The organism is Streptomyces sp. NPDC059080 (assembly GCF_042739975.1).
In the GTDB taxonomy this organism is placed as follows: domain Bacteria; phylum Actinomycetota; class Actinomycetes; order Streptomycetales; family Streptomycetaceae; genus Streptomyces; species Streptomyces benahoarensis.
Map to the genome: position 1 here is coordinate 156,561 of NZ_JBHYGX010000010.1, position 20,978 is coordinate 177,538.

At 74.4% G+C, this 20,978-nt stretch carries 17 protein-coding genes; 6 read left to right on the top strand and 11 right to left on the bottom strand.

The features are described from left to right. Positions 1–132: 132 nt before the first annotated feature. Entirely contained in the window at positions 133–1,161 is a 1,029-nt protein-coding gene (locus tag ACFWWQ_RS11385) for a 1-phosphofructokinase family hexose kinase (protein WP_384593793.1), read from the bottom strand. 342 nt (positions 1,162–1,503) lie between these two features. On the opposite strand from ACFWWQ_RS11385, the gene ACFWWQ_RS11390 reads away from it, so the two are divergent. Further along, the gene (locus tag ACFWWQ_RS11390) at positions 1,504–2,241 is read left to right on the top strand and encodes a copper homeostasis protein CutC (RefSeq protein WP_384593796.1); all 738 of its coding nucleotides are present in this window, start codon (positions 1,504–1,506) and stop codon (positions 2,239–2,241) included. 154 nt (positions 2,242–2,395) lie between these two features. Here the strand turns inward: ACFWWQ_RS11390 and ACFWWQ_RS11395 are convergent, their stop codons facing one another. Further along, positions 2,396–4,513 (bottom strand): HelD family protein, encoded by a 2,118-nt coding sequence (locus tag ACFWWQ_RS11395; protein ID WP_384593799.1) that lies wholly within the window; start codon positions 4,511–4,513, stop codon positions 2,396–2,398. Positions 4,514–5,041: 528 nt separating this feature from the next. Here ACFWWQ_RS11395 and ACFWWQ_RS11400 point away from each other — a divergent pair. Continuing rightward, positions 5,042–5,284, top strand: a complete 243-nt coding sequence (locus ACFWWQ_RS11400) for a hypothetical protein (protein ID WP_384593801.1) — start codon at positions 5,042–5,044, stop codon at positions 5,282–5,284. 181 nt (positions 5,285–5,465) lie between these two features. Continuing rightward, positions 5,466–6,800, top strand: coding sequence for a glycosyltransferase 87 family protein (locus ACFWWQ_RS11405; RefSeq protein ID WP_384593804.1), 1,335 nt, complete (start codon positions 5,466–5,468; stop codon positions 6,798–6,800). 62 nt (positions 6,801–6,862) lie between these two features. Here the strand turns inward: ACFWWQ_RS11405 and ACFWWQ_RS11410 are convergent, their stop codons facing one another. Both ACFWWQ_RS11410 and ACFWWQ_RS11415 read right to left on the bottom strand, forming a co-directional pair. Continuing rightward, positions 6,863–8,512: a DNA repair helicase XPB gene (locus ACFWWQ_RS11410; protein ID WP_384593807.1), complete on the bottom strand. Its 1,650-nt coding sequence runs from the start codon at positions 8,510–8,512 to the stop codon at positions 6,863–6,865. A gap of 268 nt (positions 8,513–8,780) precedes the next feature. Further along, positions 8,781–11,441, bottom strand: a complete 2,661-nt coding sequence (locus ACFWWQ_RS11415; protein ID WP_384593810.1) for a helicase-associated domain-containing protein — start codon at positions 11,439–11,441, stop codon at positions 8,781–8,783. 588 nt (positions 11,442–12,029) lie between these two features. Here ACFWWQ_RS11415 and ACFWWQ_RS11420 point away from each other — a divergent pair. Next, the gene (locus tag ACFWWQ_RS11420; protein ID WP_384593813.1) at positions 12,030–13,523 is read left to right on the top strand and encodes a hypothetical protein; all 1,494 of its coding nucleotides are present in this window, start codon (positions 12,030–12,032) and stop codon (positions 13,521–13,523) included. A 325-nt stretch (positions 13,524–13,848) separates the two neighbouring features. Here the strand turns inward: ACFWWQ_RS11420 and ACFWWQ_RS11425 are convergent, their stop codons facing one another. Genes ACFWWQ_RS11425 through ACFWWQ_RS11435 form a run of 3 tightly spaced genes read right to left on the bottom strand, consistent with a single transcriptional unit; the run spans position 13,849 to position 16,867 of the window. Then, entirely contained in the window at positions 13,849–14,703 is an 855-nt protein-coding gene (locus ACFWWQ_RS11425; protein ID WP_384593816.1) for an ABC transporter ATP-binding protein, read from the bottom strand. Then, a complete protein-coding gene (locus tag ACFWWQ_RS11430) occupies positions 14,700–15,842 on the bottom strand; it encodes a FecCD family ABC transporter permease (protein WP_384593898.1) in 1,143 nt (380 codons plus the stop codon). The genes ACFWWQ_RS11425 and ACFWWQ_RS11430 overlap by 4 nt, the downstream gene beginning before the upstream one ends. A 23-nt stretch (positions 15,843–15,865) precedes the next feature. Then, the gene (locus ACFWWQ_RS11435) at positions 15,866–16,867 is read right to left on the bottom strand and encodes a FecCD family ABC transporter permease (RefSeq protein WP_384593818.1); all 1,002 of its coding nucleotides are present in this window, start codon (positions 16,865–16,867) and stop codon (positions 15,866–15,868) included. Between the two features lie 304 nt (positions 16,868–17,171). Between ACFWWQ_RS11435 and ACFWWQ_RS11440 the strand changes: the two genes are divergently transcribed. Beyond that, on the top strand, positions 17,172–17,849 hold the full coding sequence (locus ACFWWQ_RS11440) for an HAD family hydrolase (protein ID WP_384593821.1): 678 nt from the start codon (positions 17,172–17,174) through the stop codon (positions 17,847–17,849). Here the strand turns inward: ACFWWQ_RS11440 and ACFWWQ_RS11445 are convergent. Further along, positions 17,819–18,070 carry a hypothetical protein gene (locus ACFWWQ_RS11445; protein ID WP_384593823.1) on the bottom strand — a complete coding sequence of 84 codons (252 nt, stop codon included), beginning with the start codon at positions 18,068–18,070 and terminating at the stop codon, positions 17,819–17,821. The two genes, ACFWWQ_RS11440 and ACFWWQ_RS11445, sit on opposite strands and share 31 nt — an antisense overlap. 212 nt (positions 18,071–18,282) lie before the next feature. On the opposite strand from ACFWWQ_RS11445, the gene ACFWWQ_RS11450 reads away from it, so the two are divergent. Beyond that, complete coding sequence (locus tag ACFWWQ_RS11450; protein WP_384593826.1) at positions 18,283–18,666, top strand: cold-shock protein; 384 nt, start codon at positions 18,283–18,285, stop codon at positions 18,664–18,666. A 54-nt stretch (positions 18,667–18,720) separates the two neighbouring features. Here the strand turns inward: ACFWWQ_RS11450 and ACFWWQ_RS11455 are convergent, their stop codons facing one another. The 3 genes from ACFWWQ_RS11455 to ACFWWQ_RS11465 are packed head-to-tail and all read right to left on the bottom strand — an operon-like array spanning position 18,721 to position 20,857. Next, positions 18,721–19,572, bottom strand: a complete 852-nt coding sequence (locus ACFWWQ_RS11455; protein WP_384593829.1) for a 1,4-dihydroxy-6-naphthoate synthase — start codon at positions 19,570–19,572, stop codon at positions 18,721–18,723. A gap of 45 nt (positions 19,573–19,617) precedes the next feature. Continuing rightward, the gene (locus ACFWWQ_RS11460) at positions 19,618–20,322 is read right to left on the bottom strand and encodes a futalosine hydrolase (protein WP_384593832.1); all 705 of its coding nucleotides are present in this window, start codon (positions 20,320–20,322) and stop codon (positions 19,618–19,620) included. 31 nt (positions 20,323–20,353) lie between these two features. Next, positions 20,354–20,857, bottom strand: a complete 504-nt coding sequence (locus tag ACFWWQ_RS11465) for a hypothetical protein (RefSeq protein ID WP_384593835.1) — start codon at positions 20,855–20,857, stop codon at positions 20,354–20,356. Positions 20,858–20,978: the final 121 nt, after the last annotated feature.

The following is a 20,978-nucleotide window of genomic DNA, read 5'->3' on the forward strand; positions in this document are numbered from 1 at the left end:
GGCCCGAACCGGCAGCCGGGTCGCGTGCCCGGCCGCGCACGGGCGGGAGATCACGACTGGCCACGGTGCGCGCGTTCACCCCGCCGGAGTGCCCTCGCCCCCCACTGCCGGGCCACCGCACAACGGGGCAGGTCAACGGCTCCGGCGTGGTGCGTCTGCCTGGAACCTGGCCCTCACCCCGGGGCGGAGGGCCTGCACCGTCTCCCGGTCGAAGGGCTCCGTGCCGGGGGTGAGCATCGACGCGGCGGCCGCGGCCACCCCCAGTGCGCAGGCGCTGACGGGGTCGTCCCCGTCGGCCAGCCGTGTGGTGAGGGCGGCCACCATGCTGTCCCCCGCCCCGGCGTCGCTCAGCGCTTCGCCGGGCAGCGGTGGTGCGTACAGCTCGGTATGGCCCTGCCCGGTCGAGCACAGCGCGCCCAGTTCCCCGAGGGCGGTGACGGCGATCTCGGCGGCTCCCGTGGTGAGGAGGTGTGCGTTGACGGCTCGGGCGTCGTCGAAGTCGCAGACCTCCCGGCCGGCCAGGTCGGCGGCCTCTTTCTGGTTGCACCTGAGCAGAAACACCCCCTCCGCGAGCGCTCCGCGCAGCGCCGGCCCGGACGTGTCCAGAACAAGCCGGGACCCGGCTTCTTTCACACGGCGGGCGACGGCCGCGTAGAAATCCTCGGGGAGACCGCCGGGCAGACTGCCGCTGGCCACGACATACCGGCAACTGCCCATGGCCTGCCCCAGTACGTCCAGGCAGCGCCGGCCCTCGCGGTCGTGGAGCCGCGGTCCGGGCGGTACGAGGTGATAGCTGCGGCGCGACTCGGCCACGAACAGCACGAGCGCTTCGCGGGTCTCGTCGTCGATCCCGACGGTGACGTGGTTCATGCCCTCGTCGTCCAGCAGCCGGTTCAGGCGCCGGCCGATCGCGCCTCCGGCGGTGTGGACGGCGGTGGCCCGTCCCCCGAGCCGCACCACATCACGGGCGACGTTGATCCCTCCGCCTCCGGCGGCCACCGATCTGACCCGGGCACGATTCTTGCCGACGTCCACCAGGCTTGTGACCTCCCAGCAGAGGTCGACGGCAGGATTCATCGTCAGGGTGAGGACCGACGGCCCGGCCGCGCTCCGCGCGTCCCTTGCGCCGTCGGTCCGGCCGGCCGTGGCGGGGTCCGTCATCGCACCACTCCGTATACAGGGACAGGTACAGAGGGACACTTCCGGTCCTCTTCCATGCTGGAACAGTCCGACGTCACCTGCATGCCGGTCGCCTCGACGCCGACCCGCGCCCTTGTGCACCCGGGATCCGGCGCGCCTCGGCGCGCACCGCCCGGCTGACGCCCCCGACGTGGCCACGGAACGTTTCCGGCCGTGTCCGTTCCGTAAAAAAGCCGTGGAGCGGTGGGCACCGTTTACGCTGGGCCGTGATTGGACTAGACCTATCGCGGCGGCTTCCCGGGCGCCGCCACCCGCACGACGCCCGCCCGCCACACCGTCATCGCCACCACCGATTGGGGTCCCATGAGTAACGGCCTTGGGGGCGCACACCCCCGGCGTCACCGCGCACTGCTGGAGGTGATCGCGCTCGACCCGCAGGACGCGGTTGCGGCGCAGACCGGCGGGGCCGACCGCCTCGAACTCGTCACCGACATGGCCGCCGACGGGCTCACCCCGCCCCGCGCCGTCTTCGCCGCGATCCGCGCCGCCGTCGACATCCCCCTCCGGGTGATGCTGCGCCACCGCGACGGCTTCGCCGCCGGTGACATCGACGGCCTGTGCGTGGACGCCGCCGCGCTGCGGGCGGAGGGCGCCGACGAGTTCGTCCTGGGCTTCCTCACCCCCGACGGCCGCCCCGACCTCACCGCCCTACGGGCGCTCACCGAGGTGATCGACGGCTGCCGCTGGACCTTTCACCGCGCCCTCGATCACGCCGCCGACCGCGACGCGCTGCGCACCGAACTCGCCGCCCTGCCCGGCGGCCCGGACACCTTCCTCACCGCCGGAGCCGCCACCGGCGTCGCCGACGGCCTGCCCACCCTCCTCGCCGAACACGCCCGCACCACGGCCGGGGTGCCCGGTTACGCCCCGCGCGTCCTGGTGGGCGGCGGCCTCACCCTGGAGCACCTGCCCACCCTGCGGGCGGCCGGTCTCGACGCCTTCCACATCGGCGGCGCCGCCCGCCCGTCCGGCTGGTCCGCCCCCGCCGACGCGGCGGCCGTTCGGCGCTGGCGCACGGCCCTGGACGCCACGGAGGAGTGACGGACCCGGGGCGCGCGCCGCAGCCGCCCGCGCCCCGGGCACGCGACCTCAACAGGCCCGCGCCGCCGCGTCCCCCCCGGGGGGCCTTCCCGATCTCCGCGGCGAGGTGCCGTAGCCGTCGTCGTGCGCCCGCCAGGAATTACGGGACAGCCCTTCAGCCCGCCAACTGCTCCGGCAGATCCGCCGCATGGACGACGGTCAGCCCCGATACCGGACGCGTCAGGCAGACGTAGAGACGGCGCAGACCGGTGCGTTCGTCCGGCTCGCCGTCGACGATCGCGGCGGGCTCGTCCAGTACCACGTAGTCGTACTCCAAGCCCTTGGCGAGCGTCGCCGGAACCAGCGTCAGCCGCGCCTCCGCGGACGTCTCCTCACCGGGCGCGAGACAGCGCAGCCCGTCCTCCTCCAGGGCGACGCGCAGCCCGGGAACCCGGGCGTCCGCCACGATCAGGCCGACCGACCCCTCCTTGCCCAGGGCGTCATGGCACGCCGCCAGCACGGACGCGTCCAGCGCCTCCGGGCGCACCGTACGGATCTCGAAGTCGCCCGCCGACTCACGGATCGAGGTGGCCTCCCGAAGATCCGGCGCGATGGCCGGAAGCAGCCGGGAGGCGTACGCGATGACCTCGCGCGGCACCCGGAACCCCTGCGTCAGCTCCTCGACCACCGAACCGGGCTTCCCCATATGCCCCAGCGCCTCCTCCCAGGTGTCGGTCGCCCACGGCGTCGTCCCCTGGGCGATGTCGCCGAGGACCGTCACCGAACCCGTCGTACAGCGGCGGCCCACCGCGCGGTACTGCATCGGCGACAGGTCCTGCGCCTCGTCCAGCACCACATGGCCCAACGATGGCATCCGCGCCACCAGGTCCATCGCCTCGTCGATCAACACCGCGTCCGCCGCCGTCCACGTGGCGCTCTTCACGCTCCGCGGGGGCTTCGCCCACAGGACGGCCTTCTGCTCCTCGGGCGTCAGCAGGCCCTCGGCGTGCGCGGCCAGGAACTCCGCGTCGCCCAGCAGCCGCAGCACCAGCTTCGCCGGATCCACCGGCGGCCAGACCGCCTTGACCGCCGCCTTCACCGCGGCATTGCGCGCCACCGCGTCCTGCACCCGGTCGTCCGGCGCCTCGCCCGCCTGCTCCATCCGCACCAGCACGGCGTGCGCGATCCGCTGCGGCAGCGCCTCGCGCGCCGCGCCGTAGCGGATGTCCCGCTCCCGCAACTCCTCGACGATCTCCTGAAGTTCGTACGCCGGGATGCGCCAGCGCCGCGAGCCGCGCACCACCATGCACGCCTCCTCGGGCGGCGTGATGTGCGACCGCACCGCCCGCCGCAGCACCTCCGCCATTCGCGCGTCCCCCTTGACCGACGCGGCCGCCGCATCGTCCCGGGCGCGCACCTCCACATGGCCCACCAGGGAGTCGACGGTGGCCTGCTTGACCTCCAGCTCGCCCAGGGCCGGGAGGACCTGCTCGATGTAGCGCAGGAACGAGTCGTTCGGCCCGATGACGAGGGTGCCGGACCGGGCCAGACGCTCCCGGTGCGCGTACAGCAGATACGCGACACGGTGCAGGCCGACGGCCGTCTTCCCCGTGCCGGGCGCCCCCTGGACGCACACCGAACCGCCGATCCCGGCGCGCACGATCTCGTCCTGCTCCGGCTGGATCGTCGCGACGATGTCCCGCATCGGGCCGACGCGCGGCCGCTCGATCTCCGCCTGGAGCAGCTGACTGGTCCGCTCCGCCTCCGCCGGATCGCTCAGATGCTCGTCCTCGTACGCGGTCAGCTCCCCACCGGTGTAGCCGAACCTGCGGCGCATCCGGAGGTCCATCGGGTCCTTCTTGGACGCCCGGTAGAACGGCTGGGAGACCGGCGCGCGCCAGTCGATGACCATCGGGTCGCCGTGCGCGTCGTGGACGTGGCGCCGTCCGATGTAGAAGTTCTCGCCCCCGTGGCCGCCGTCGGCACCCGCGCCGCCCTCGGACGGGTCGAGGCCCGGGGCGTGCAGGTAATCGAGGCGGCCGAAGAACAGCGGGGTGTGGGCGAGGTCGGCGAGCGCCTTGATCCGGGCGTCGATCTCGCCCTGGAGGACCTTGGCGTTGACCCAGTTCGCGGTGACGTCGGCGATGTTCAGCGCCTCGGCGTCGGCGCGCATCGCGCGCAGCGCGGCCCGGGAGGCGGCGAGATGGTCCCGCTCGCTGCGGAGCGGATCGGCGCCCTCGCCGGCGGCCGGGGCGTGCGGGTCGGGTACGGGGTGCTGGGCGTGCGCGGGCACGGGTGTTGCCTCCGGTGGACTCTCACTGCGGCGGGCACGCGCCACGGCGGGCGGGCACGGCGGGCCGTCGTTCGGTGCGGACGCCGGATGGGCCGTGCGTCCGTGGGACGTGGGGCGGTCATCGGCGTGATGCGAAGGACCGGCCGGTTTCCGTCCGGTCGGCGGCGCTCCTCGACGGAAGCCGACGGGAGGCAGGGAGACGCGCGATTCTAGTCAGGGGCCGGGCGGGGCGCCACCGCGTATTTTCGGGGGTGAGCGGGGGCGGGGCCGGGACCGGGAGTGGTGGTGGGCGGGGACGGTGGCCGGGCGGCACGTCCGCGGCGCCGGCCCGGCCCGTCTGCTGCCGCCACCGCACGCCGCGGCGGTACTACCCCGCCACCTGCGCCCGCGGCCGGGCCATCCCTCTCCCGTAGGGGACGCGTACATCTCCGGTAGGGGTGCGGGTGATACCGCAGTCAGAGGTGCATCGGTCCGGGAATGGGTCCATGGACCGATGCGCGGCATTCGCGTGAAAACCATCATGGAGTCATGAGCAGCGCAACGATCACCCCAGCAGCCGGACACCCGGCTTCCCTGCACCCGATGAAGGGCGCCACGGCCCTCGACGCCGCCCACGGTGGCCGCCATCCGGTCGGTAGCGCCCTGCGCGCCGTGAAGGTCTTCACCGCGGCCGCCTTCAGCGTCGTCCTCCTCGGCGAGTACGGAGAGGAGGGAGCCGACCGCCGCGTACCCCGCCCCCGGGCCCGCACCACCGACCGGATACGCGCCTGACCGCACGTGTCCCCGACGAGACCTCCGGCATCCGGCACCGGGCAGCCGCCCGCTTCTGCCACCGCGCGTCCGGGCGCGTCCACCACCGGACATCTGGTTGACCGGAAACGGTTACGGGCCGTCGGCCCGGATCGGCTAGCGTCGCCGCTGAGAGCGTGCAGGGCGATGGGGAGGGGAACGAGTGTCTGCCGCCGACGGGACGCGGACGTGGACATGGCGGCGTACGTGGGCGCAGAGCGTCGCGCACCCGCACCGCACGGTCATCGCCGGAACACTGCTCGCGGCATCCCTCATCGGACTGGGCGTGCTGTACACCCTCCACCCGCTGGCGATGCCCGACATAGAGGTCTACCGCGCCGAGGGGCAGGCCGCCGCCTCCGGCAGTGATCTCTACGGCTTCACGACCACCCAATGGAACCTCCCGGCCACCTACCCGCCGTTCGCGGCCCTGCTCTTCATCCCCACCACCTGGGTCTCCCTCGCCACCCTCAAGATCGTCTGCTTCGTCGCCAACTCCGGGCTGCTCGCCGCACTGATCCAGCTCTCCTGCAAGGCCGCCGGGGTACGGCGCTCCGCCTACACCGCGCCCACCGTCCTCGGCGCCACGGCGCTCGGCATCTGGCTGGAGCCGGTCTTCCAGACCCTGATCTTCGGCCAGGTCAACCTCGCCCTCACCTGCCTCGTCCTCTGGGATCTGACCCGGCCCGACGGCGCCCGCTTCAAGGGGCTCGGCGTCGGCATCGCCGCCGGGGTGAAGCTGACTCCGGCGATCTTCGCGGTCTACCTCCTCCTCACCGGCCGGGGAAAGGCCGCCTGCACCGCGTTGGCCGGGTTCGCCGGATCGGTCCTGCTCGGCCTACTGGTGCTGCCGGACGCCAGCATCGACTTCTGGACCCGGCGGATGTTCGAGACGGACCGGGTCGGCAAGGTCTGGATCGTCGACAACCAAGCACTTCAGGGCCTGCTGGCCCGCGTCCTGCACACCCCCGAGCCCGGCGCCGTCTGGGCGGGCGCCGCGCTGCTCACCGCGATCGGCGGGCTCTGGGCCGCCCACCGCGTCCACCGGCGCCGCGGATCGGACCTCTGGGGCGTGCTGTGCACCGCCGTCACCGCGCTGCTCGTCTCGCCGATCAGCTGGTCCCACCACTGGGTCTGGTGCGTCCCGCTGCTCATCGCGCTCGCCGCGCACACCCACCGCGTCCCCTGGCGCCGCGCGCTGCTCGCCGCGGTCACCGTCGCGTTCACCGCCCGCACCCTGTGGATCGTCCCGCACGCCGGCGACCGCGATCTCCACTTCACCTGGTGGGAACAGCCCCTGACCTCGCCGTACCCCCTGCTCGGCCTGGCCCTCCTGGCGGCGGCGGTCCGGTACACCCGCACCGCCCCCGAGGCGCCGGGCGCGGCCTCCGGCAGCGCCGTCCCCCGTCCCCGGACCGCCGCCGGGGCGGCCCGAATACCGGCCCCGGCGTCGGCCGTACCGGACGGCGGCAGGGAAGCGGCGAAGGGCGAGAGCTGAGCTCTGGGGGTGCCTTCCCGATCTCCGCGGGGCCGTGACGATCGAAAAGGCACCCCCAGGGCTCAGGCGTCCTCCTCCGCCGACAGCAGTTCGGTCGCGTCCACGATGCGGTACGCGTAGCCCTGCTCGGCGAGGAAGCGCTGGCGGTGGGCGGCGAAGTCCTGGTCGACGGTGTCGCGGGCGACGACGGAGTAGAACCGCGCCTCGTGCCCGTCCGCCTTCGGGCGCAGCACCCGGCCCAGCCGCTGGGCCTCCTCCTGGCGGGAGCCGAACGTCCCGGAGACCTGGATCGCGACGGTCGCCTCCGGCAGGTCGATCGAGAAGTTCGCCACCTTCGAGACGACCAGCACCGAGATCTCGCCCTCCCGGAAGGCGTCGAAGAGCTTCTCGCGCTGCGCGTTCGTCGTCTCGCCCTTGATCACCGGAGCGTCCAGATGCGCGCCCAGCTCGTCCAGCTGATCGATGTACTGGCCAATGACCAGCGTCTGTTCGCCCTGGTGCCGCCGGACCAGCGCCTCGGTGACCCGCTGCTTGCTGTCGGTCGTCGCGCAGAAGCGGTACTTCTCCTCGGGCTCCGCCGTCGCGTACGCCAGCCGCTCCGAGTCGGAGAGGCTGACCCGCACCTCGACGCAGTCCGCGGGCGCGATGTACCCCTGCGCCTCGATCTCCTTCCACGGCGCGTCGAACCGCTTCGGGCCGATCAGCGAGAAGACGTCCGACTCCCGGCCGTCCTCGCGCACCAGCGTCGCGGTCAGCCCGAGGCGGCGCCGGGCCTGGAGGTCGGCGGTGAACTTGAAGACCGGCGCGGGCAGCAGATGCACCTCGTCGTAGACGATCAGGCCCCAGTCCCGGGAGTCGAACAGCTCCAGATGCGGGTAGACACCCTTCCGCTTCGTCGTCAGCACCTGGTACGTGGCGATGGTGACGGGCCGGATCTGCTTCTTCGTCCCGCTGTACTCGCCGATCTCGTCCTCGGTCAGCGTGGTCCGCTTCACCAGCTCGTGCTTCCACTGCCGGGCCGAGACGGTGTTGGTGACCAGAATCAGCGTCGTGGCCTGCGCCTGCGCCATCGCACCGGCCCCCACCAGCGTCTTTCCCGCACCACACGGCAGTACGACGACGCCCGAGCCGCCGTGCCAGAAGCCCTCGACGGCCTGCTGCTGATACGGCCGCAGCGCCCAGCCGTCCTCGGCGAGCGCGATCGGGTGGGCCTCGCCGTCGACGTACCCGGCGAGGTCCTCGGCGGGCCAGCCGAGCTTCAGCAGCGTCTGCTTGATCTGGCCGCGCTCGGAGGGGTGCACCACGACGTTGTCGGGGTCGAGGCGCGCGCCGACCAGCGGCTGGACCTTCTTCGACCGCAGCACCTCCTCCAGCACCGGCCGGTCGGTGGTCGTCAGTACCAGCCCGTGCGCGGGGTGCTTGACCAGCGTCAGCCGCCCGTACCGCGACATGGTCTCGGCGATGTCGACGAGCAGCGCGTGCGGCACCGGATACCGCGAGAACTGCACCAGCGCGTCCACGACCTGCTCGGCGTCGTGCCCGGCCGCCCGCGCGTTCCACAGCCCGAGCGGCGTCACCCGGTACGTGTGGATGTGCTCCGGCGCCCGCTCCAGCTCCGCGAACGGAGCGATGGCCCGTCGGCAGGCGCCCGCCGACTCGTGGTCCACCTCCAGCAGCAGCGTCTTGTCGCTCTGGACGATCAAGCAGGACACACATACCTCCGTGGATGGGATCGCCAGGTGACAACGGAAACACCCGAAGCATCTATTCCGGCTCGGGCTCTGCCCCGTGCCCGGCGCCGGAAGAGCGTCCCGGCCGGCGCGCCGGGGATGCGCGCTGCTCTCCATGTTCGCCTATCGCGCGAAACCGAGGAAAGAAAGCACACCCGTACCGGACCCTGACCCGTACCTGACCCCGACCCGTAGGGGGCCCCGACCCGTAGGGGAGCGATCCCGTAAGGGGTGGTGCCGGGCCCCGGGGTCAGACCGTGTCGTCCGCCAGGTCGGCGACGCCGGTGATGCGGTGCAGCGGGTAGGTACGGACCTCGTCGGCGGTGTGGTCGTAGGCGGTGACGAAGCCGCCCTCGACCCGTACGGGGGCGATGACGCGCTGGCTGGCGGCGCCGTCCGCGTTGACGTAGCCGATCCAGACGGCGGCGTTGGTGAGGACGGCCGCCTGCATTGTGGCGAGGGTTTCGGCGGAGGTGGTGCGGGGCGGCGCACCGGGGGCCGGGGTGGTGGCGCTGACGGGTTTGCGGGTGGCGGTGGCGGCCAGATCGCCGGCGCGGATGGCGCGGACCGCCGCCTCCAGAAGCGGCGCGTCGGGGACCGGCGGCCCCTCGGGCACGGGGACGGGCGCGGTGCGCGGCCCCGTGCGGTACGCATCGGGCCGGGCGACCACGACGTTGCCCTCGGGTGACTCGGCGGCGGGGGCGTAGCCCATCGCCCGTAGGCCGTCCAGGAGTTGGTCCGGGGCGATCTGCGCGGCGAGCACCGTCGGGGCGAGGCGGCGCAGCCGCAGCGGGGCGGCGCGGCGGTCGGCGAGGATCTCGGCGAGCAGCGCGTCGTCGTCGCAGCGGACGTATGCGGAGGCCGCGCCGATCCGCAGTCGCCCGTGGCGGCGGGCCACGTCGTCGATCAGGTAGGCGAGCGGCTGCGGTACCGGCGTCCGCGAGTGGGTGGTGAGGAATTCCTGCAGCTCGGCGGCGGTGCGGCCGGTGTCCAGGGCGCGGCGCACCGAGGCGGGCGTGAAGCGGTAGACGGTCGCGCCGCCCTTGGACTCGATGTCGGCGAGAGCGCCCAGCGTCTCGGCGAGCGGGCGGTGCAGCGGCCCGGGCGCGACAGCGGTCAGGTCGGCCTGGAGGAGGACGTGGTCGAGCGGTTCGGGCAGCAGCGGCGCGAGGAGCGCCCCGGCGCGGGCCGCGGCCTTCCGGGTCCCGGCGGCCGTCGGGGCGGTCCGGGGCGCCGCGTCCCCGGAGCCTGCGCCCCCGGAGCCCGGGGCGCCCAGGAGCGCGCGGCCGGGTGCGGACAGGGCGCCGCGCCCGGTGACGCCCAGCAGTTCGGCCTCGGCCAGCGTCCACCGGGCGAGGCGGGTACGGAGGTCTTCCCCGGGTGGGGGAGTGGCGCCTCCGGTTGCGGCGCCCCCGGGTGCGGCGGGTGCGCCCTCCGGGGCGGCGGCGCGCAGCGGGCGCTCCCAGTGGAGGCGGTCCAGAACGGCCGCCTCCGGGACGGCGGAGCCCAGCGGCAGCTCCGCGAGGAGGGCGAGGGTACGGCGGCGGACCTCGGGGGCGGGGGAGCGGTCGAGGTGCGGGCCGAGGGCGGCGGCCGCCCGGCCCTTGGCATCGGCGACGCCGACCACGCCCGGGGTGCGGGTGGCGTCCAGCCAGCCCGCCACCAGCTCCGCCCAGCGCTGTGCGTCGGGCAGTTGCCGCCACTCCTCGGCGGCGGGCGTCGGCGCGTACCGCTCGTCGGCCTCGCCGTCGGAGGCGATCAGGCCCGCCCCGTGGGCCAGCTCCAGCCAGAAGGCGGCGGTCTGCTCGGTGGTGTCCAGGGCGGCCGCGGTGCGCTTGAGGTCACGGACGCTCAGGCCCCCGGCGCGCAACACCGTCGGACCGCCCAGATCCCACTCCTTCAGCAGCTCCTCGACGGTCGTCAGCGCCGTGAACGCCTGCCCGGCGGCGGCCGCGTCCACAGCCTGTGGATCGCGTACGGTGACCGGCGCGAGGGCGGGCGGCACCGGCGCGGGGCTACGGTGCGCGCGCCCCGCCCGTAGATGCAGCGCCGCCTCCCGGGGCAGTACGACGTTGCGGGCGCCGGCGGGCAGCAGCAGCCCGCGGTCGAGGAGCCAGCGCAGATGCGGTGCGGGCCGCTCGGTGACGCTGCCGTACGGCGGCCCCCACAGCAGCCTGTCGAGGACGGCGACGGACTCGGCGGGCGCCTCGTCCAGCAGCGCCGCCATCCGCTTGCCGTCGGTGAAAAGCGAGGTCAGCGCGGCGACGGCGGTCACCGGGTCGTGGGTGGGCGGCAGCCCGGCGGTCGCGATGACCTCCTGGATCCGCCCCGGCGACATCCCGGCCGCGGCCTCCGCGACGGTCGGCCCGAGGCCGGTCGGCGACGGGTGCGCCGCGCTCGGGGCCAGCAGCTCACGGGCGGTGCGCACCAGCCGCAGCCGGTCGTCGGGCCCCCACACCAGGGCCTGCGCCCGCAGCGCCGCCACGGCACCGGGCAGCGCGGCCAGCACCGCCGCGTCCAGGGAGGGCGCGCCCGGGCCCTGGGGGGTGTTCGGCCCTTCCGTCCCTTGGGAGGCGTCCGGGCCCTCCGCTCCCTGGGAGGTGTCCGGTCCGGGCGTGCCCTCGGCCGTGTCCGGGGCGGTTGTCGGGGCTCCGGTCATCAGGGAGGCGAGCGTGGGGTACGGGCAGGGGTCGGGCGCGACTGCCAGCGCCTCGGCGGTCTGCAGCGCGAACCGGTCCAGGCGCTCCACGGCCCGCGCCACCGAGGCCCGGGTCCCGGCCCGGGTGGCGAGCTGGGTGACGTCGCCCGGCACCGGGTTGAGCAGGTCCGGGCGGGCCCGCAGCAGGTCGACGAGCCCGCCGTCGGTGCGGGTCCGTAGCTCCTCGGCCAGGGTGCGGGGCGTATCCGTCATCCGCCCTACGTTAGCCGGGCCGGTGGCCACCGTAACGGGATCCCGCTGTGACGGCGCGCACCAGGACCCGCACGCGCCCGCCGCGCGCCCCGGACTTCGGGATCCGGGGAGCCCGTACGGGGCGGGGCTCCGGCTGCCGGGCAGCTCAGGGGGTCGGGCGGGCGGTCTCCGGGGGTTCCGTACGGGTGCGGTCGTGGGCGCCGCGTGTTTCCCGTAGGGGGTGGGCGCGGTCGTCGCGCGTCCCGTACGGATCCGCGTATGCGGTCCCGTAGGGGATCGGCCGGGGCGGTGTCTCCCGTACGGACGGGAGTGGTGTCTCCCGTATGGGCCTGAAGCCCGCCGGGCGTTGCGGTGGGAGGCACGGGACCGGGGGCAAACCCTTGGACGGTTCTTGGATGGTCCTTGGAGCGAGCCCTTGGAGCGAGCCCTTTGAGGAGGCTCCGGGGGGAGGCGCATCAGGGGGGTGCCGGGCAAGGCGGCGTACCGGAAGTGGCGGTGTGTCAGGGGCCGGGTGTGCGGTCCTCGGCGCGGTTCGGAGGGGAGGCGGTACCGTCGGGGCAGCAACCAGCGGACGCCGCAGGGGATTTCGTGGGGATCGAGAGCGAACAGCTCGTTTTTGACTATCTGAGCCGGGTCGGCGACCTGGCCCAGCAGCGGGGCCTGCCCTCGGGGGCGCGGATGCGGCTGGTGGCCGATCTGCGGGCCGAGGCCACGTCCCGGATCGCGGGCCAGAAGTCCTCGTCGGTCTCCCAGGTGAAGCGGGTGCTGTCCCGGCTGGGCACCCCGGAGGCGGTCGTATCGGCGGCGGAGTCGGCCGCAGGGGTGGCCGGGCGGCGGTCGGCTCCGCGCGCGGCGGACGGTCCGCCCGCTCCGCCTGCGGCGGGCGCTCCGTCCGTACCACCGGGGGCGCACGCCGGACCGTCCGCGCCCCTGGGCGCACCCGAACCGCCCGCCACCTCCAGCCTGTCGGGGAAGCGGGCCTCCTCCTCCGGCCCGTCGGGGACGCCGGGCCTCGCCGGTCCCTCCGGGACCTCCGGACCCACCGGGACCTCCGGACTCGCCGAGCCGCCCACGCCTCTCGGCTACGCCGACGCGCCCGAGTCGTCCGACCCGTCCAGCCCATCCGGCCCATTCGACCCGTCCGACCCGTCCGACCCGTCCGACCCATCCGCGTCCGGCCCGTCGGCTCCCGCCTCTACGGGCGATGCCGCGGAGGGCGAAGCCTCAAGGGCCGGTGACGGTGCGTCCGGCAAGGTGCCGTCGCCGCGGGACGGAACGCGGGACGGAACGCGGGACGGAACGCGGGACGGAACGCGGGACGGATCCCGGTCCGGGCAGTGGTCCGGGCTGTTCAAAAAGAAGGGCGCCGGTTCCGGGGCGGCGGAGGCGGCCGGGCCGCGGTTCACGTTGGCGCCCGGTTCCGCCGCGCCGCCGCATCTGGCCGGGGCCGACGAGTTGGGCGACGGCGACGCGGACTGGTGGCTGGCGCGGCCGGAGCCGACCGGGATGGGCGAGACGGTGCCCGGGTTCGTCGGCGGCATCGAGATCCCGGAGATGTGGAAGCGGCCCGGGGAGGACGACGACGCGAAGAAGGCCCGGGAGGGTTCGCCGGGGGAGCGCGCCGGTACGGAACCGGGCCGTCCGCTGCCGGGGCTGCTGCGCCGCGCCCTCGGCCGGAAGGCGGCGCCCGCACCGGAGGCGTCCGCCCCGGAACCGGCCGCCGAGGAGGCACCGGCCACCCGGGTCCGGCTCAGCCCCGTGGTGACGCTCGCCGTGGTGCTGCTGCTGGCCGGTGCGGTCCTCGGGAGCTGGCTCGCGCTGGCCGCGGGCTGGGCGGTGACGTTCCTGTCGCGCCGCCTCACCCACGCCGAGGCGAAGTTCGCCGCGCTCGGCGTGCCCGGCCTGCTGGCGGGCGGCGGAGTCCTGTGGATGTGGGGCCGAGCCACCGGCCGGTGGGGCGATCCGATCACCTCCGGGAAGATGGGCGCCGCGCTCCTCGACGGTCTGCCGCTTCTGGTCCGCGTCGCAGCCGTAGCCTCGGCGGTGTTCCTGGTGTGGCGGATGCGGCGCTGGGCCCGATGACGGGCCGGGCCCGATGACGGACCGGGCCCGCCCGGACTGACCAACGCTCACGGGCCCGACCCGCAGGGGCCGTTCGCCCTTATGGGGCTCCCTTACGGGCTCGCCCGCCCCTACGAGGTTTCCCGTACGGGACCCCGTACGGGCTGCCGGACGACGCCCCGCCTCCTCGAACCTCGCACCGGCTGGGCGTCGGGCAATGCCGGGATCGTCCGTGAACTGCTCCGGTATGTCCGGATATTGCGGGGAGTCGACCCCGCGTATGCGGTCACCTGGCCGGACCAGCCACCACCCGTGCGGATCTTGCCGGGGCGGTAGTCCAGGCGCCTCAGACCCCGGAGACCCCGGCCCCCGCCCAAGGCCGCCCCGGCACCACCAGCGGGGAGCCGGTCACCGGATCCGGGATGACGACCGCCTCCAGACCGAAGACCTCCCGCACCAGCTCCGCGGTGACCACCTCGTCCGGCGGGCCCTCGGCCACCACGCGGCCCGCGCGCATCGCCACCAGGTGGTCGGCGTAGCGGGCGGCCTGGTTCAGGTCGTGCAGGACGGCGACGACCGTGCGGCCCCGCTCGTGGTTGAGCTGGCGCACCAGGTCCAGCACCTCCACCTGGTGCGCGATGTCCAGGTACGTCGTCGGCTCGTCCAGGAGGAGCAGATCGGTCTCCTGGGCCAGCGCCATCGCGATCCACACCCGCTGCCGCTGGCCGCCCGAGAGTTCATCGACGGCGCGCGCGGCGAGCTGGGCGACGTCGGTGCGCTCCATCGCCTCCGTCACCGCCCGCTCGTCCTCCGCCGACCACTGCTGCCACCAGTGCTGATGTGGCTGGCGGCCGCGCGCCACGAGATCGGCGACGGTGATCGCCTCCGGCGCGACGGGCGTCTGCGGCAGCAGCCCCAACGACCGGGCGATCTGCTTCGTCGGTATCCGCGCCAGGTCCGCGCCGTCCAGGAACACCGCGCCGCGCCGCGGCCGCAGCAGCCGCCCCAGGGCGCGCAGCAGCGTCGACTTCCCGCAGGCGTTCGGCCCGACGACGACGGTGACCGCGCCCTGCGGCACGTCCAGGTCCAGCCCGTCGACGACCGTACGGTCCTCGTACGCCAGCGTCAGCTCCCGCGCCGTCAGCCTGCTCGGGGCGGGCTCTCCGGTCGCGGGGGCGGCGGTTGCGCCGGTCTCGGTCACGCTTCTCCTCCTGCGGCACGGCTACGGGTCCCGGCGGCGCGGCCACGGCCCGCCGTGCGGCTGCGGGTGCGGGTGCGGTGGCCCCGGATGATCAGCCAGATCAGATACGGCGCGCCGACGGCGGCGGTCAGCACACCCACCGGCAGCTCCGTCGGCGCGAACAGCTTGCGGGCCAGCAGATCGCCGCCCACCACGATCGCCGCGCCCAGCAGCGCCGAGCTGAACAGCGGGATCTGCGCGGTGCGCGTCAGCCGCCGGGCGATCTGCGGCGCCAGCAGCGCCACGAAGTCCACCGGGCCCGCCGCGCCCGTCGCCATCGACGCCAGCACCACGCCCAGCGCCACCAGCCCCAGCCGGGTGCGGCCCAGCCGGACGCCCAGCGCCGTCGCGGTGTCGTCGTCCATCGACACCGTCCGCTGCGCCCGCGCCGCCCACAGCACCGCGGGCAGCAGCGCCAGCAGCGCCCAGCCCAGCGGCGCCGCCTCCGCCCAGCCCCGCCCGTTCAGCGACCCCGTCATCCACACCTGCGCCTGCTGCGCGACCAGGTAGTCGCCCTTCGTCAGGAACAGCTGGATCACCGAGCGGAGCGCCACCGCGAAACCGATGCCGATCAGCACGAAGCGGGTCGCGTGCAGCCCGCCGCGCCACGCGAAGACGTACACCAGCCCGGCCGCCAGCAGCCCGCCGGCCACCGAGAGGTAGGGCAGCGCCGTGTACGAGGTGACCCCGAGCGTCATCGCGCCGACCGTCAGCGCGCCCGCGCCCTGGGTGACGCCGATGATGTCCGGGCTGGCCAGCGGGTTGCGGGCGACCGTCTGGATCAGCCCGCCCGCGACGCCGAACGCCGCGCCGACCAGCAGCCCCACGGTCATCCGCGGCAGCCGCAGCGTCCCGACGACCAGCTCCTGCGACGACGGCCGCCCCAGGATCACGTCGAGGACGTCGGACGGCGCGACGAAGTCCTCACCGACGCAGAGGTACGCCAGGCACACCGCGGCCAGCGCCGCCGCCAGCAGCACGGCGACGACCGCTGCCCGGCGGTGCACAAGGAAGGAAACCCTGGAAGCACCGCTGGTCCCGACGACGGCGTAACCGGCCGGCCGGTGCCCGGCGGCCGGGCGCGGGGCCGGGGCGGCCACCGCCTCGCGGGTTCCGGGGGCGTTCACGCGGCCACCGCCTTCCGGCGGACGAGGGTCACCAGGAACGGCACCCCGATGAGCGCCGTCATCACGCCCGCCGGGACCTCCGACGGCGGGAAGACGATCCGCCCGACGGTGTCCGACACCAGCACGATCACCGGGCCGAGCAGCGCCGCCATCGGCAGTACCCAGCGGTGGTCGTTGCCGACCACGGCGCGTGCCAGATGCGGCACCGCGAGCCCGACGAACGCGATCGGACCGGCCGCCGCGACGCCCGCGCCGGTCAGCACCGTCGCGCCGAGCCCGCCGACGATCCGTACGACGGCGACTTTCTGGCCCAGCCCCCGGGCGACGTCCTCACCCAGCGCCAGGGCGTCCAGACCGCGCGCGACCGACAGCACCAGCACCGCGCCGACCAGCAGGAACGGCCAGATCTGGGCGGCGACCTCGCTGTCCCGGCCGGTCAGCGAGCCGACCTGCCAGAACCGGAACTCGTCCAGCGTCGCCGCCTGGGTCGTCAGCACCGCCATCGTCACCGACACCAGCAGCGCGTTGATCGCCGCACCGGCCAGCGCCAGCTTCACCGGCGTCGCCCCGCCCCGGCCCCGGGTGGCGATGGCGTACACCACGACCGACGCGACGGCGGCACCGGCGAACGCGAACCAGACGTAGCCGGCGAGCGTGTGCACCCCGAACAGCGAGATCGCCAGCACCACGCCGACCGCCGAGCCCTGGCTGATGCCGAGGATGCCGGGGTCGGCGATCGGGTTGCGGGTGATGCCCTGGAGCACCGTCCCGGCCATCGCCAGCGCCGCCCCGACCATCAGGCCGATCAGCGTGCGCGGCAGCCGCAGGAAGCGCACCACCTGCGCGGCGTCGCCGTCCCCGCCGTGCACCAGCGCGCCGATCACCTCGGACGGGGCGAACGCGCGGCTGCCGACGGCGAGCGAGAGGAGGACGGCCAGCAGCAGCGCCGCCACCGCCGCCAGCGTCAGGACGAGCCGCCGCCCGCGCATCCGGCTCATCGCGCGCCCCCCGGGGCCGGATGCGCCGGGGCGCGGGGCGGCGCTCCGGGGGCTGCTTGCCTGGTCGGCTGACATCGGGTCCATTTCGAGATATCCGGACGCAGCACGCGCCCCGGACCCCGGCGGCGGACCACCGGGCCCGGGGGGCTTTCCGCTCTCCGGGGGGCAGTGACGCCTGATCCACGAAGACCGAGAAGACACCCCCATCAGGGGCACGCGCTTAGGTAAGGCAAGGCTAAGGGTACGACCCGGGTTCGTACCGGGCCGGGCGGGCCCCGCGGGGCTGTCGGTGGCGCCCGGCACAATGGCGGACATGGCTGCCCCGATCGCCCCCGCCGACCCGACCGTCCCGCGCGCCCCCGCCCTGACCGTCGGCTTCGATCTCGACATGACCCTGATCGACTCCCGCCCCGGCATCAAGGCCGCCTACCAGGAGCTGACCGCCCGCACCGGCGTGTACGTCGACGCCGACCTCGCGATCACCCGCCTGGGCCCGCCGCTGGAGCAGGAGATTCGCCAGTGGTTCCCGGAGGAGCGGATCGCCGAGGCCAGTGAGCTGTACCGGGAGCTGTACCCGCAGTACGCGGTCGCGCCGACGCCCGCGATGCCCGGTGCCCGCGCGGCGCTCGCGGCAGTGCACGCCGCCGGTGGCCGCACGCTCGTCGTCACCGCGAAGTTCGAGCCCAGCGCCAAGCTCCACCTCGACCACCTGGGCCTGGACGTCGACATCCTCGTCGGATCGCTGTGGGCGGAGGCCAAGGCCGAGGCGCTGCGCGCGCAGGGCGCCACGGTCTACGTCGGCGACCACACCGGCGACGTCCGCGGCGCGCGGGCCGCGGACGCCCTGTCGGTCGCGGTCGCCTCGGGGCCGTGCGAGGCGGCGGAGCTGCGCGCGGCCGGTGCCGATGTGGTGCTCGACGACCTGACCGCGTTCCCGGGCTGGCTCGCCGCTTACCTCGCGAGGGACGCCGAGTCCGCCTGAGTCCGGCGGCGCTGGCCGATGACGGAGCGGACCACCCCCGCCCCGGCGATGAGGAAGCCCACGCCCATCAGCATGCACAACCAGTAGAAAACCGAAGGCAGCGGCTCGGCGCCGATGAACAGTGGGGTGATCGTGGCCAGAGTGGCCAGTGCGCCAATGAGGAACACGATCGCGCCGATTCGGACCAGCAGATCCCCGTCCCGGGGTGTTTCGTCAGACACCTGACCAGGGTAAGTCCGGGCCACAAGCAGGGAGGAACCGCCCGGTACGTCTTGTCACCGCGTGCGGGAGCATTAGCCTTGGTGACGGCGGGTCCGGGTGACCCGCTGCACTGCTATCCAGACCCGTTTTTCCGGCAGTTTTTCCGCACTTTCGGCTTTTTTCGAGCAGTTCAGCCCGCATTTTTCCCACGAGTACGAGGACGAGGACAGACGTGCCTACCGGCAAGGTCAAGTGGTTCAACAGCGAGAAGGGCTTCGGCTTTCTCTCCCGCGACGACGGCGGTGACGTCTTCGTGCACTCGTCGGTGCTGCCCGACGGCGTGGACGCACTCAAGCCGGGCCAGCGCGTCGAATTCGGTGTCGTCGCCGGTCAGCGCGGCGACCAGGCGCTGTCCGTGACGATCCTCGACCCGGCGCCCTCGGTGGCCGCGGCCCAGCGCCGTAAGCCCGATGAACTCGCCTCGATCGTGCAGGACCTGACCACCCTGCTGGAGAACGTCACCCAGCAACTGGAGCGCGGCCGCTACCCCGAGAAGGCGCACGGCACCAAGATCGCCGGAATGCTCCGCGCGGTCGCCGACCAGCTCGACGTCTGACCCCGCCCGCCGGGCCCGCGCCCGAAGGGGCCGCGCCCGGCCGGACCGTCCGGATCAGACGAACGCCAGCGCGTCCGGGCCGAGGGGCGGTACCAGCCCCTCGGCCGCCGCGCGCGTCAGCAGCCCCCGCACCGCCGCATACCCGTGCTCGCCGAGGTCGGCGGTGAACTCGTTCACGTACAGCCCGATGTGCTGGTCGGCGACGGCCGGATCCATCTCCTGGGCGTGCCCGAGGACGTACGGACGGGACGCCTCGGGGTCGTCCCACGCCATCCGCACCGACGTCCGCGCCGCGTCCGCCAGGCGCCGCAGCATCTCCTCGCCCAGCGACCGCTTCGCGATGATCGCGCCCAGCGGGATCGGCAGCCCGGTGGTGCGCTCCCAGTGCTCGCCCATGTCGGCCAGGCAGGCCAGGCCGTAGTTCCCGTAGGTGAAGCGGGCCTCGTGGATGACCAGGCCCGCGTCCACCTTGCCGTCGCGGACCGCCGGCATGATCTCGTGGAACGGCAGTACCACGATCTCCCCGACACCGCCCGGCACCTCGGCCGCCGCCCAGAGCCGGAACAGCAGATACGCGGTGGACCGCTCGCTGGGCACCGCCACCGTCTTCCCGGCGAGACCCGCCGCGTCACCGCCCCCGCGGGTCAGGACCAGCGGCCCGCAGCCGCGCCCCAGGGCCCCGCCGCACGGCAGCAGCGCGTACTCCTCAAGGACCCACGGCAGCACCGCGTACGACACCTTCAGCACATCGAACTCACCGCGCTCGGCCATGCCGTTGGTGATGTCGATGTCCGCGAAGGTCACCGCCAGCTCCGGTGCGCCGGGGACGCGGCCGTGCGCCCAGGCGTCGAAGACGAAGGTGTCGTTGGGGCACGGCGAATACGCGATGTCCAGCGGCCGGGTCACGGGTCCTCCTCGCAAACGGGCCCGGCGCGGTGGCCGGGCCGGGTGTCACAGGGCGCGCAGCGCGGCGGGCAACGCCACGAACGCGCCGGTCAGCGCGGTCAGCGCGGGGCCGATGCGCCAGGCCGCCCGGTCGCGGGGGCCGACCGCGTTGGAGACCGTACGGATCTCCAGCACACCCGCGCCATGGGCCACGGCCGCCTCGGCGACGCCGAAGCCCTCCATGGCCTCCGCCAGCGCACCGGGATGGCGCGCCGTCAGCTCCGCCGCGCGCGCCGCGGAGCCCGTCACCGTCGAGACCGTCAGCACCGGGCCGGTACGCGCCCCGCACGCGGTGGCGACGGCCCGTACCAGCGCCGGGTCCGGGCGGTGCGTGACCGTCCCGAAGCCCAGCTCCGTCACCGGCAGAAAGCCCTCGGGCGTCTCGGCGCCCAGGTCGGCGGCGGTGAGCGCGTCCGCGACGACCACACAGCCCAGCGGGGCGGCGGGCGCGAAGCCGCCGCCGATCCCGGCGGATATCACCAGGGAGTACGGCGCGCCGTCCAGCGCCGCGGCGGTCAGCGCGGTGGCCGTCCCGGCCGCGGCGGCCGCCGGACCGACGCCGGCGGCCAGCACGTCGACGGCGGGGCCGGTGTCCGCGCCGCCGCGGTGCAGCGCGAGGCCGCCGGGCAGGGCGCGCGGGGTGTACGGGCCGCCCGCGGCGCACACCGCGTCGCGTTCGGCGGCCACCGCCGTGACGACGAGTACCCGCATCAGACGGCCCGCCGGGACCCGGTCAGCGGGCTCAGTCCTTCTGCTTCAGCTCGAAGTGCCACATGGTCTTGGGGCCCTCGCCCTTGCCCAGCTCCGCGACCTGGAGCGTGACCGACCGGCTGTAGGTGGTCTGACCGGTCTGCGGGTTCTGCTGCATGAAGAGGGTGTCCGCGTCGAAGGAGCGGTACGTCTCGTGGCTGGCCTCGCGCATCACGGGGCCGCCGCCGATGACGATCCAGCCGGACTTGGCGACGTCCGGCTCCACACCGACGCGGACCTTCTCGCCGGGCTGGACGGTGACGGTCTTGGCGCCCTTCTTGGCGATGCAGGACTCGACCTGCTTCTTGCTCAGCAGCTTGCCGTCGCCGTTGCAGCCGGGCGTGGCCTCGGCGGTGACGGTCGTGGAGCCGACGGTCACGGTCGCCAGGTCGGTCGGCTTCTCACAGGCGGAGAGGGTGACGAGGCCCAGGGACACGGCACCGATGGCGGCAGCGGCACGGCGGCCCTTGCCCCAGGAGATCATCGCAGCGGTCATGCGGGCAGGCTATCTGGCGGCCCGGCGCGCACCACGCCCGGGTACGGCGTGCCGCCCCGCGCCGCCCACATGCGTACCGGCCGGATCCGGCACCCGGGCCCGCCGCCGGAGGCCGCCCGCA